15 protein-coding genes are annotated in these 11,316 nt (G+C 59.0%); 9 read left to right on the top strand and 6 right to left on the bottom strand.

Annotation, left to right across the window (positions count from 1 at the left end; all coding sequences use genetic code 11):
* The first annotated feature begins 172 nt into the window (after positions 1 to 172).
* Genes BN3002_RS09590 through BN3002_RS09600 form a run of 3 tightly spaced genes read left to right on the top strand, consistent with a single transcriptional unit; the run spans position 173 to position 3,640 of the window.
* The gene (locus BN3002_RS09590; protein WP_257525606.1) at positions 173 to 1,552 is read left to right on the top strand and encodes an ABC transporter substrate-binding protein; all 1,380 of its coding nucleotides are present in this window, start codon (positions 173 to 175) and stop codon (positions 1,550 to 1,552) included.
* Positions 1,553 to 1,563: 11 nt separating this feature from the next.
* Positions 1,564 to 2,688, top strand: coding sequence for a carbohydrate ABC transporter permease (locus BN3002_RS09595; protein ID WP_227469227.1), 1,125 nt, complete (start codon positions 1,564 to 1,566; stop codon positions 2,686 to 2,688).
* Between the two features lies 1 nt (position 2,689).
* A complete protein-coding gene (locus tag BN3002_RS09600) occupies positions 2,690 to 3,640 on the top strand; it encodes a carbohydrate ABC transporter permease (RefSeq protein ID WP_257525607.1) in 951 nt (316 codons plus the stop codon).
* A 180-nt stretch (positions 3,641 to 3,820) separates the two neighbouring features.
* On the opposite strand, the gene BN3002_RS09605 is transcribed toward BN3002_RS09600, so the two are convergent.
* The 5 genes from BN3002_RS09605 to BN3002_RS09625 all read right to left on the bottom strand — a co-directional run bounded on the left by BN3002_RS09605 (position 3,821) and on the right by BN3002_RS09625 (position 6,420).
* On the bottom strand, positions 3,821 to 4,210 hold the full coding sequence (locus tag BN3002_RS09605; protein WP_058237642.1) for a DUF488 domain-containing protein: 390 nt from the start codon (positions 4,208 to 4,210) through the stop codon (positions 3,821 to 3,823).
* Positions 4,203 to 4,631, bottom strand: a complete 429-nt coding sequence (locus BN3002_RS09610) for an OsmC family peroxiredoxin (protein ID WP_058237643.1) — start codon at positions 4,629 to 4,631, stop codon at positions 4,203 to 4,205. The genes BN3002_RS09605 and BN3002_RS09610 overlap by 8 nt, the downstream gene beginning before the upstream one ends.
* Before the next feature lie 148 nt (positions 4,632 to 4,779).
* The gene (locus BN3002_RS09615; RefSeq protein WP_058237644.1) at positions 4,780 to 5,073 is read right to left on the bottom strand and encodes a GNAT family N-acetyltransferase; all 294 of its coding nucleotides are present in this window, start codon (positions 5,071 to 5,073) and stop codon (positions 4,780 to 4,782) included.
* The gene (locus BN3002_RS11190; protein ID WP_058237645.1) at positions 5,073 to 5,315 is read right to left on the bottom strand and encodes a hypothetical protein; all 243 of its coding nucleotides are present in this window, start codon (positions 5,313 to 5,315) and stop codon (positions 5,073 to 5,075) included. The genes BN3002_RS09615 and BN3002_RS11190 overlap by 1 nt, the downstream gene beginning before the upstream one ends.
* Before the next feature lie 376 nt (positions 5,316 to 5,691).
* Positions 5,692 to 6,420: a hypothetical protein gene (locus BN3002_RS09625; protein ID WP_058237646.1), complete on the bottom strand. Its 729-nt coding sequence runs from the start codon at positions 6,418 to 6,420 to the stop codon at positions 5,692 to 5,694.
* Between the two features lie 201 nt (positions 6,421 to 6,621).
* Between BN3002_RS09625 and BN3002_RS09630 the strand changes: the two genes are divergently transcribed.
* Both BN3002_RS09630 and BN3002_RS09635 read left to right on the top strand, forming a co-directional pair.
* On the top strand, positions 6,622 to 7,146 hold the full coding sequence (locus tag BN3002_RS09630) for a peptidylprolyl isomerase (protein ID WP_058237647.1): 525 nt from the start codon (positions 6,622 to 6,624) through the stop codon (positions 7,144 to 7,146).
* A 143-nt stretch (positions 7,147 to 7,289) separates the two neighbouring features.
* Positions 7,290 to 8,195 carry a rhomboid family intramembrane serine protease gene (locus BN3002_RS09635; protein WP_257525608.1) on the top strand — a complete coding sequence of 302 codons (906 nt, stop codon included), beginning with the start codon at positions 7,290 to 7,292 and terminating at the stop codon, positions 8,193 to 8,195.
* Positions 8,196 to 8,273: 78 nt separating this feature from the next.
* Here the strand turns inward: BN3002_RS09635 and BN3002_RS09640 are convergent, their stop codons facing one another.
* Complete coding sequence (locus tag BN3002_RS09640; RefSeq protein WP_058237648.1) at positions 8,274 to 8,540, bottom strand: cell division protein CrgA; 267 nt, start codon at positions 8,538 to 8,540, stop codon at positions 8,274 to 8,276.
* Between the two features lie 218 nt (positions 8,541 to 8,758).
* On the opposite strand from BN3002_RS09640, the gene BN3002_RS09645 reads away from it, so the two are divergent.
* From BN3002_RS09645 to BN3002_RS09655, 4 genes are read left to right on the top strand one after another with little or no spacing between them, the layout of a single operon-like run.
* Positions 8,759 to 9,586: a DUF881 domain-containing protein gene (locus BN3002_RS09645; RefSeq protein WP_257525609.1), complete on the top strand. Its 828-nt coding sequence runs from the start codon at positions 8,759 to 8,761 to the stop codon at positions 9,584 to 9,586.
* On the top strand, positions 9,579 to 10,340 hold the full coding sequence (locus tag BN3002_RS09650; protein WP_082628640.1) for a class E sortase: 762 nt from the start codon (positions 9,579 to 9,581) through the stop codon (positions 10,338 to 10,340). The genes BN3002_RS09645 and BN3002_RS09650 overlap by 8 nt, the downstream gene beginning before the upstream one ends.
* Positions 10,341 to 10,387: 47 nt before the next feature.
* Entirely contained in the window at positions 10,388 to 10,540 is a 153-nt protein-coding gene (locus BN3002_RS11345; RefSeq protein WP_257525610.1) for a hypothetical protein, read from the top strand.
* Positions 10,541 to 10,566: 26 nt separating this feature from the next.
* Positions 10,567 to 11,271: an anthranilate synthase component II gene (locus tag BN3002_RS09655; RefSeq protein WP_058237650.1), complete on the top strand. Its 705-nt coding sequence runs from the start codon at positions 10,567 to 10,569 to the stop codon at positions 11,269 to 11,271.
* Positions 11,272 to 11,316 lie beyond the last annotated feature (45 nt).

Below are 11,316 nucleotides of genomic sequence, written 5' to 3' on the forward strand. Positions count from 1 at the left end.
CCCTCGGCTCCTCACGTTCGTGGCCAATGAGATATAAATGAAGTGGCTTATCGTAATGGTTACGGCCGATACGAGGAGCACCCGTCACACACGTTGAACGCCGACTCGCTTGCGTATGCCGCAGGGGTGAATGAGCGCTCAGTCCATACATTTGAAGGCAGGAGATGTCACGATGTATTCACACGCATCGCCCCTGGAGCATTCTCCGCTCGAATCACAGTGCTCATCATCGACGCACACATCCAAGCCAGATGCTCACGGTGCCACACGTCCCCCTCGGCAACCACGAATGCGACGAGCACTGATTGCGGCTCTGGCTGTATGCGCATGTGGAGCATTGGCGAGCTGCGGGACGCCCCAGGCGCAGGAGAAAACCGAACTGGACTTTTTCCAGTTCAAAGGTGAAGCCAAAACAGATTTCGAAGAAATCGCGGCTGACTTTGAGGCCGAAAATCCCGACATTGACATAGTCATTAACCAATCGGCAGATGCGGACACCGCGATCCGTACGCTCCTGGTGAAGAACCGCCCGCCGGATGTCATCACCCTGAACGGTAACGGAAAATTCGCTGACCTGGCACGAGCCGGCGTCTTCCACGACTTTTCAGGTGACCCGCTGCTTGAGCACATTAACCCGGCTGTGCAGGACATTCTGGCTGACCTGGGAAATGCGGAAGGCGAAGTCAACGGTGTCGGCTATCTGAACAACGCAGACGGCATCATCTACAACCGCCAGATTTTCAAGGAACAGGGCCTGGAAGTTCCCTCCACATGGGAAGAACTGCTCGATGTGTGTGAAAAGCTCAAGGCCGCTGGCATCACACCGTTCTACGGGACGGTGGCCGACGCGTGGACCACACTGCCCTCATTTAATGGGTTGGGCGCCTACGCCGCGCGCGACGGGTTCTTCGACACCATGCGCGAGCAGGGTACGGATATCGGGCCGGATTCGGCGGTGTCGTTCCAGAAGAACTTCACCGAACCGATGCAGCGCCAACTCACCTTATTCGGATACGCACAGGACGGATGGCGTGCCCGAACCTACGACGACGGCAACGCCGCATTTGCCAACGGTGAAGTCGCCATGCTGATGCAGGGTATCTGGGCGCTCAATCCGATCCGTCAGGCAAACCCCGACGTGGATGCGGCAATTTTCCCGTATCCGGCTCCCGAAGGTGAGGGCGCCGACCAGCGCCTGCTGGTGACTGGCGTGGACGTCGTTGTGACGATGGGGAAGGGGGCGGCGCACCCTGAAGAGGCACGCCGCTTCTTCGACTACCTCTTCCAGCCTGAAGTCATCGAGAAGGTCGCGAAGTCGCAATCCATGTTCCCCTCCCTCAGGGAAGCTGACTACCCGGATGATCCGGCAATTCAGGAACTGGCTCCGTTCTTCGATGGAGGCCACATCGCAGGATTCGTGGACCACCACGTTCCCGCCTCTATCCGACTGGACCCTCTGGTCCAGCAAGGATTGTTTGACGCAGACCCATCAGTGACACTGCAGCAGCTGGATCGCCAGTGGCGTGAATACGCTGCACGCACTGTGGAGTGAAAGGAAAATCCATGTCATCAACACCTGGTGCTGGCGCCGGATCGCACAATGCCGGCAGCACGGACGGCGAAGACGGCCGCATGGTTGACCTGCCGCCACAGTTGCGCGAACGCATGCGCTCACGAGACACAGCAACGGCGAGTGAACCTGCACGTTCGGTGACCACCACGGCAACGGCTACGGCCGTGTCGGGTACGGCCTCATCGGGCACGCTCTCGGCTAAGTCCTCGGCCTCGTCCGCACGCAGATCCGGTTCAGATAAGGGGAAGCGACGGACGGTGTCGCCCACCAAGGACCGCACGTACACGATGATTGTTGTGCCCGCGCTCATTGCGTTCGCACTGTTCCATACACTGCCCGTCCTGATCGGCGTGTTCTTCTCGTTCACGAACTATGCCGGATACGGAACGTGGAAATTCGTTGGAATCTCCAACTACATCAACATTTTCCGCGACGAGCGCATGTTCCACGCATATGCGGCCACCTTCATTTTCGCCATCATCGCCACGATCCTGACGAACGTGATCTCACTGATCATCGCCGTGGCGCTGAACTCGAACATTCTGGCCCGTAACTTCTTCAGAGGCGTGTTCTTCATCCCCTACGTCCTGTCGGTGCTGATCATCGGCTACGTCTTCAAATTCATGTTCTCAACATCGTTGCCGAAGATTTTCTCCAGCATTCCGCTGTTCAGAGACAACATTTTGACGCACCCGATCGCCGCATGGGGAGCGATCATCACGCTGGCCGTGTGGCAGGCAAGCGCATTCGCGATCATCTTGTACCTGGCCGGATTGCAAACCGTTCCAGACGATGTGTACGAGGCTGCCGCACTGGATGGTGCGAACTCGTGGCAACAGTTCTGGAAGATCACGTTCCCACTGATCGGCCCCTTCTTCACCCTCAATATGGTGCTGAGTTTGAAGAGCTTCCTGCAGGTCTTCGACCCGATCATCGCGCTGACCGACGGCGGACCGGGCACGGCAACCGAATCGGTCTCCGTCCTGATTTACCGAGGCGGCTTCACCGGCGGTGAGTTCGCCTACCAGACAGCAAACGCGGTGTTCTTCTTCGTGGTGATCACCATCGTGTCGCTGTTCCAATTCAGAATTTTGCAACGTGGGGAGGGAAAGTAACATGACTGCTCCCATGACACCAGGCACACCGATCGAATCAACGTCCTCGTCAACGTCGTCGCCCTCGACGCGAGGGACAGCCGGGCAGAACTCGGCCAACACGTCGACGCGCAAGATACGCCCTTCAAAGAGGCGCCGCATCAACTGGGTGGCCACGCTGTTTATCCTGTTCACGTCTCTGGGCGTGCTGATCCCGATGTACCTCGCCGTGGTTGTTGCGCTCAAGTCGCCTGATCAGGTGCTCAACGGTAACGGTTTCGAACTGCCGACCTCGATCCGCTGGCAGAACTTCGCGGACGCGTGGGAACGTGCCGACTTCAAACACGCGCTGGTCAACACCGTGTTCGTCACAGCACTGACCCTGGTGTTCACGATTTTGACCTCGTCGATCGTGTCCTGGGCGATTGCACGTAACCTGCATAAGCCGTTCTTCAAGGGCGCGTTCTACTACCTGCTGTCGGCACTGTTCATCCCGTTCCCGATCATCATGTTGCCGATCATCAAGCAGATGTCGATCCTGCACCTGGATCGACCCATCGGCATGGTCATCCTGTACACGATCTTCGGATTGTCGATGAACTCGTTCATCTACGTCTCCTACATCCGCTCGATTCCCATTGAGTTGGAAGAGGCGGCGCGCGTGGATGGCGCATCCACGTGGCGTGTGTTCTGGCAGGTGATTTTCCCGCTGCTCACTCCGATGAATGCGACGGTCGGAATCATTACGTGCGTGTGGGCATGGAATGACTTCATCTTGCCGTTGGTTGTGCTGACCGATCCGGCGCACCGCACGCTGCCGCTGGCACAGTATGTGTTCCAGGGACAGTTCAACCTGGACTACTCGGTGGCATTCGCCTCCTACCTGATGGCGATGGCTCCGCTGCTGCTGGTCTACGTGTTCTCTCAGCGCTGGGTGATCTCGGGTGTGACCCGCGGATCCGTGAAGGGCTGATCCCGTACACATAACTCAAGGGGCGCCTCGGGGTGTGAACTCCGGGGCGCCCCTTGTCTTATTCACATGTGACAGGGGCGACGTCCACAGTCGAACTCGTCAACTCCGTCAAACATGGGTGAACGAGGGCGTCGCTGCGTCGCTACTGAGACAAATGGGCAGTGTCATCGGTTCGTGCTGTCATGGTGATCCGCATTGCTGGCGATCCGCACGCTCAGCGGCAAGTGTGGTGAGAACGTCCTGCAGCACCAGTCCGTGGTTGTGCTCGGGGTCTTTTGCTGCGATGAGCAGCGTGACAACATCACAGGTGAGATGGTTTTCCACGAAGTCGCGTGCAGCTCCGCTGTCAGCCAGTTCCTGACGGTACCTGTGTGCAAACTCCTCAAAACGTTCGGGTCGGTGTCCGAACCAGGTGCGCAGCTGCGGTGATGGTGGCAGGTCTTTGTTCCATTCGTCCAGTGCGGCGCGCTTTTTGGAGATCCCCCTTGGCCAGAGGCGATCGACGAGAACCCGGAGGCCGTCAGATGGCTCCGGGTCCTCGTAGATGCGTTTGAGATGAAACTCAGGCATTCACGACAAGCTCTTTCTTGAGGCCGCCGAGTGCCTTGGAGACGGGGCAGTTGTCCTTCGCCCACTCAGCCTTTTCCTTGAATGCGTCAGCATCGAGGCCGGGAACCTTACCGCTGACGGTGAGTTTGGCTCCGGAAATGCCGTCCTTGGGGTTGAAGGAGACCTCAACAGTGGTGTCGAGGAATTCAGGCGTATGGCCGTTTTCGGTCAGCTCGTTGGTCAGTGCCATCGAATAGCAGGTGGCAAAGGCTGCTGCGATGAGTTCTTCGGGGTTCGTGGTGCCCTGGCCTGGATCAGTGCGCTTGCCCCACGCGACGTCCAGTGTGACCACACCGGATGTTTCGAGTGTCGTTTGTCCGGCGCCGTCTGTCAGGCCACCTTCCCAGTGGGTGCTCGCAGTGCTCACAGTTGAATTCGCCATTGTGACTCCTCTCATAGTGGATGTGCACTTCATGTCTACCCTATTTGCCGGCTCGGCGCGCCCTCAATGGAAATATTCAGCGCGCGGCGAGATTATCCGGGGTGAGGCCATGCGCGTGGGAATGCGGTGCTGGCGCCTGGCGGCGCTGTCACATCCAGCCGAATCTGGCCGGGTGCACCTGAACGTGTTGGCTCATCTGTCGCCGCACGACCGAGTGCACCCAGCGCTCGTAGGTCACGCATTGCAAATCGTTGAATTCGTGATAGGTCAGCAATCCAGCGTCACGGGATCCGAGCCGCTCAAACAGTGCCCGCATGGGCGTGTTTTTCGGATCCGTATCCGCGCGCAGATACCCGTTCGGTGACTGCGTCACAGCGAATTCAATCAGCTTGCGAGCCAGTCCCATTCCGCGAGCTTCTTCGGCAACGATCAGTCGGTGCATCACCCATGTTCCCTCGTTCCCTCGCGCGGAGTCTTCCACGTCAGATTGGCCGCATCGTAAAACGGGCCGGGAGTGTCGTCGATACTCAGATAGGCCAGGACGTCTCCTCTGCTGGCAACCCCCCATCCGTAGCCGCTTCGAATATCTGCCTCAATATGCTCGGTCAATGGATAGATGCCAGATTGCCACTGATCAAGTCCATCGCGCTGCATCCGATCAGCTTCGCGGGCAAACAGCGCCATGATCTGCTCGGTGTCGGCACCGATCGCGCGGAATTGGCGCGCGCCTCAATCAAGCGCTCAAGGTAGAAATCAACAGATCAAGGTATAAGACTTTGAACTATCAACGGGCAAAGGTCTTAGTCAACTGGTCAAGGTGCTACGGGAGCGTCGGATCAACTGGTCAAGGTAAGAGCGCCTCCCCGTGCAGTCTCCTCACAGCCAACTGCAAACCGGCGCCGACCCATGAAAGCAAACCGCGCCCGCCCCGTGAAAGCAAACCGGCGTGGACGTCACGCAGACGCACACGCCGGTCAGCAGTTCACAGCCCTGCGGGCGCTCAGAAAGACGACACCTCGTAAAGGGAGCGTCCCTCTTTCACGTGCCCGCGCTGGAGGCCTTACTTGGCAGCTTCTTCAGCTTCCTTGTTGGCCTTCTCATCGGCTTCAAGCTTGGCCTGAGCAGCCTCTTCAGCCGCAGCCTTTTCCTCGTCGGTCGGGGTTTGCGACGCGCCCTGCGCGTCATCAGCGCTTTCCACCTCAACGTCAGGCAGTTCAACATCGGTGTCCAGGTCAGCCCAGTATTCCTCGGCCCACGGATCTTCGATCGGCTGGCTTCGACGCCACAACAGGTATCCCACACCAGCGGCGCTCAGCCCCAGTGCCGTCCAGCCGAGGCACTTGGCAACGCGGTGTGACTTACGCTTTGGGGTCGGCGTGGTCAACGCATATGATCCGGCATCGGCAGCGCGGCGAGCGCGTTCGATCAGGTCACCGTCAGTCTGAGCGGCAGCCGTTGCTTCCGTCCATGCGCGGTTCACGCGAGGCAGGTAGTCATCTTCGGCACGCTTACGTGCTTCTTCAACCACGGGACGAACCTTGTCTGCAGCATCGCGGGCACGGTCAGTCGCTTCGTCAATGTAAGGTTGGGCAGACTTGCGGGCGCTGTCTGCAGTCTTGCGAGCATTATCCAATACCTCCTGAGCGCGCGGGCCGGCCCAGTCCAAGCCCTGTTCCGCCAGGTCAGCGACCTTTTCGGCAGCGGCATGAGCCTGCTCAGCCAGAGTGGACCCCAGCTGAACGGCATCAGATTTAATCTGCTCCGGATCGAGTTGGTGTTTCTTAGCCATTGATGCCTCCGGATCTTGTTTCTTCATTGCGACGAATGACGCAAAGGGTCTTCCCCCCTATTGTGCACCGTCACACGATTCAATGCACTTTAATCACACCATAAAAGGCCGGCAGACAGTGACCATTTACGTAAAATGCGCGCTGGGCGAACGGCTGCCCACACGCGTGCTCACAGGCGGAAAATCTGTCACTATAGATTCATGCAAGCTATTCTTCATACTTCACAAGGCGATATCCGCCTGGACCTGTACCCCGACCACGCACCGTTCACGGTGAAGAACTTCGTGGGACTGGCAACCGGTGAGCGCGTGTGGACGCACCCCGGCACCGGTCAGGAAATGAGCTCACCGCTGTACAACGGCGTGATCTTCCACCGCGTCATCGACGGTTTCATGATCCAGACAGGTGACCCGCTCGGCACCGGCACAGGAGGCCCCGGCTACCAGTTCAACGATGAAATCCATCCGGAACTGAACTTCAATGAGCCGTATGTCCTGGCAATGGCCAACGCCGGAACCCGCATGGGGAAGGGCACCAACGGATCCCAGTTCTTCATCACCGTCGCCCCGACCCAGTGGCTGCAGGGCAAGCACACGATCTTCGGCAAGGTGGCCGACGATGAGTCACGCAGCGTCGTCGACGCGATCGCACAGGTTCCCACCGACGGACGCGACAAGCCGCGCGAAGACGTCGTGATTGAATCCGTGGAGATTCTTGACAAGTAGACGCGGGCTGATGCCTGCATCATCAATGACGAGGGCGACCACCGGTAAGCTGGATACTGCCAGCCCTGACAGCCGGATGGGACGCCCTCGTCCACTGTGGCGGGCGCAGCCCCTCCAACGGTGAGTTCGAACAAAGGATGAGTATGGCCAAGATACCTCAGTACGGTCAGCGTTCAGACCCGAATGCGGCTCCGCCGTGTCCACGCCACCCTGATGTGCAGTCCATCGACTACTGCAAGGTATGTAACCGGCCGATGTGCCCGCAGTGCCGTGTACCGGTGGAAGTGCGCGCCATGTGTGTGGACTGTGCGAAGAAACGAGGCCGACGCGGACGCCGTCAGATGCGCTGGACTCAAAAACCGACCGTGACGATGGTGCTTATTGGCCTGTGCGCAGTGACATTCGTGGCGATGAAGCTCATTCCGCAGGTCTACAGTTCCCTGGCGTTCATGCCGGCGATCGGATGGCTTGAGCCCTGGCGAATTCTGACGACTGCATTCCTGCATGCCAACGTCCTGCACATCCTGTTCAACCTCGTCGCACTGTGGTTCGTCGGCTCGAGCATCGAGCCTGTGCTTGGATGGTGGCGTTTCCTCATCCTGTATATCGCCAGCGCGATCGGTGGCAGTGCCGGTGTCCTGGCCTGGTGCTTCGTCAGCCGACAAACACTGTTGGTGACCACTGTTGGGGCGTCGGGCGCCGTATTCGGCCTGTTCGCCGCGATTTTCGTCCTTCAGAAGATGAGCGGGATCAATACGACATCGATTCTGATCCTGCTGGCAATCAACCTCGGTTACGGCTTCATCGTGCCCAATATTTCCTGGCAGGCGCATGTCGGCGGCATGATCGTGGGCGCGCTGGTGACGTGGGGCTTTGCGCATATCATGAGGCGCCCGCCGCGTCGCAGGAGCGGTGAGGTCGTCGTCAACCGTCAGGCCGAGGCCACGCGCAAGACACGCATCAGCGCACTGGCCGGTGCAGGAATGCTGATCGCCGTGTGCGCCGTGGTGGCTGTGGAATATGCCGCGTTGCTCGCTTTGAACTACTAGTCGGTTTACGGGCGGACGAGGTGAGGTGAGCGCCGCCGCATGGTAAATGATGTCAGCACGCTCGCCGAGCAGCCGAGCTTACCGCCAGCGCAGCGTCATCAGGAAACCGATCAGCATAATGCCGAAACCGATGACCAGGTTCCACCATGAGATACCGGGGATCGGGAAGCGTGCGGACGAGATGTAGTACACCATGACCCACACCAGGCCAACAATGAGCAGTGTAATGAAAGCCGGAGCCCACCACGATGGGCTCATGGGGATGTCTTCAGTCCATGAGTGGACTTCGGTATCCTGCTCAGCTACTTCGCCGCTTTTGCGCTTGCGTTTTTTCGACTCGGCCACAACCTACTCCTGATCGCTCTCCCGGAATGGGGCCGGGACTTGAATAACTGCCGTGGCGCGTTATGCGCCTGGATATCCTCTAGCGTAGTCTCGGAGTGGGGTATCGGCCAAAGCGATCGACACGCGGTAGTCGTTTTCGGTCTATCTCACTGTGGTCTGCCGCCTGCCAACGTGATGCACCCACCGCTCAGATATGGTCCGACCAGTCAGGAGGGATGATGAGCGACAGCGATTCGCCGCAGTCACCTCCGCCGAGCTATGCCCCGCGTGCGCGGATGGATCCACCACGTAAACGTTCAGGGGAGCGTTCGCCCAAGAGACGAACGTGGAAGAAGATGCGCTCAGCACTGGCAATCCTGGTCGTGATGGTGACCTGCGGCGTCGTCTTCGGCGTAGCGGCCTCCAATACGCGGGGCCAGGCATCAAGCAGCGACGTCAACCTGCTGTCCATGGTGCGAGACAGGCAGGAAACCGTTCAGGAGCTGACAGATCAGCGCAACAGTCTGCGCGAATCCATCCATCGCTACGTGGACACCATCTCATCGAGTGACGATCCTGCAACGAATGAGGGAGCTGCCTCGTCAATCCCGATCGGAACGACTACCGCTGTTCAGGGGCCGGGTGTCACCGTCACGCTCACTGACGCGCCTGCAGATCAGATTTTGCCCGAGGGTGCCCAGCCCGACGATCTGGTGATTCACCAGCAGGACATTGAAGATGTGATGAATGCGTTGTGGCGCGGCGGTGCGGAAGCGATGACGGTGCAGGGCAAGCGCGTCACGTCACGCTCGGTCATTCGCTGTATCGGCAACGTCATCTTGGTGGACGGCACCTCGTATTCACCGCCGTATGCGATTTCCGCCATAGGCGATCCTGATCGCCTCAAGCGAGCAATCAATTCAGATGAGAGAATAATCAACTATAAAAGGTATGTCGTGAAGTACGGCCTGGGCTGGCGTCTGGATGAAGAAAAGGACTTGACATTCACCGCACTGCCCGAAGACACTTCACCTCAGTACGCGCGCATTGTGGAGGATCATGGCTAGTTCAGGCACACCGGCTCACGTCCGGAGGATTGAGAGCGCCCCAGCATCATTGCCGACCCGCATCATCGGAGTGATCGGTGAGTTGCTCATCACCGTTGCCATCATCCTGGGCCTCTTCGCGTTCTGGCAGTTGTTCTGGACGAGCTACCAAGTCAGCGGGCCGGCCCAAGAAACGGTTCTGCAATTCGAACAGGAACACCAGGCCCCGCAAAAATCAGGTGAACGGCGCACGGATGAACCACCGGCGATCGATCAGCCTGCTCCTGGTGAGGTGTACGGCGTTGTTCACGTGCCGAAATGGAACTGGGCAAAGATTCCGCTTGCTGAAGGCACCACTCCCGATGTGCTCGCGAAAGCGTATGCCGGGCACTACGTGGAAACGGCTCAGCCGGGCGCCCTCGGCAATTTCTCTGTCGCCGGGCACAGGCGAACCTACGGCAATAACTTCCGTTTCATTGACCGCCTCGAACCTGGTGACCAGGTCGTTGTTGAAACGGCCAACACGTACTACGTGTACACGATGGACAATTTCGAGATCTACTCCGCCGACGATGAAACAAACATCAAGACGATCGCTCCGGTCCCCGGCGACCTCAGTTTTTCTGAAACCCCTACCGAGCGGTGGATGACGATGACGACGTGCCATCCCGAGTGGTCGAACACGGAGCGATACATCGTGCACCTCAAGCTGGATTCGTGGACGCCCAAGGAAACCGGTGTTCCTGCAGCGCTGGCCAGCGAGCCTGCGAAATGACCGCCGTATTTGTCTTGCCCCGCGTGTGAAGAGAGGATTCGACCAACATGTACGCATGGATTTTCCGCCACCTACCTGGCCCGGCCTGGCTCAAGACCATTGAGGCTGTTTTGCTGATCGTTCTTGTCATCGCCGTGCTGTTCCAATGGGTGTTCCCGTGGTTCCAGTCCACTTACATTGACGGGAACGTCACCGTCTGATGACAACACCTGGAAACGATTCGTCAATGGCCCCAACCGAATCTGCTCCGCGCCAGCGTCGAATCCTGTGCGTGGACAACTATGACTCATTCGTCTGGACCATCGTCGGCTACCTGCGTCACCTCGGCGCGCACGTGGACGTCGTGCGTAACGACCAGGTGGATCTTTCCCTCATTGACGAGGGCGCCTACGGGGCCGCTGCCGATGGTGAGCGTACGTATGACGGCGTGCTCGTCTCACCCGGGCCAGGCCGACCCGAGGAGGCAGGAAGCCTGCTTGATGTGATCGATGTGTGTGCCAGATGGCACGTACCGATGCTGGGAGTGTGCCTGGGGCATCAGGGACTGGGTGAGTATTTCGGAGCGGACGTGGTGCGCGCTCCCGAATTGATGCACGGTAAGACCTCACCGATTACGCACGATGGGCGCGGTGTTTTCGCCGGCGCGGAGAATCCTCTCACCGTCACGCGTTATCACTCGCTGGTTGTCGATCCTGCGACGGTGCCGGAGTGCCTGGAGGTCAGTGCGACCACGGACAGTGGCATCATCATGGCGTTGCGCCACAGAGAGCTTCCTCTTGAGGGCGTGCAGTTCCATCCTGAATCGGTGATGACGCGCTCGGGCCACCTCATGCTGGCCAACTGGTTGGCAGCCTGCGGTGACGCGGACGCGCCCAGGCGCGCACGTGAGCTGACACCTGTGGTTGCCGAGCGCTCTGAGCTAACCGACTAACGGGCCGACCGCGGGGCCGGGCACCGAGCCGGCGCTTACCGTCGA

The sequence above is a fragment of the Actinomyces ihuae genome (assembly GCF_001457875.1).
Taxonomy (GTDB): domain Bacteria; phylum Actinomycetota; class Actinomycetes; order Actinomycetales; family Actinomycetaceae; genus Pauljensenia; species Pauljensenia radingae_A.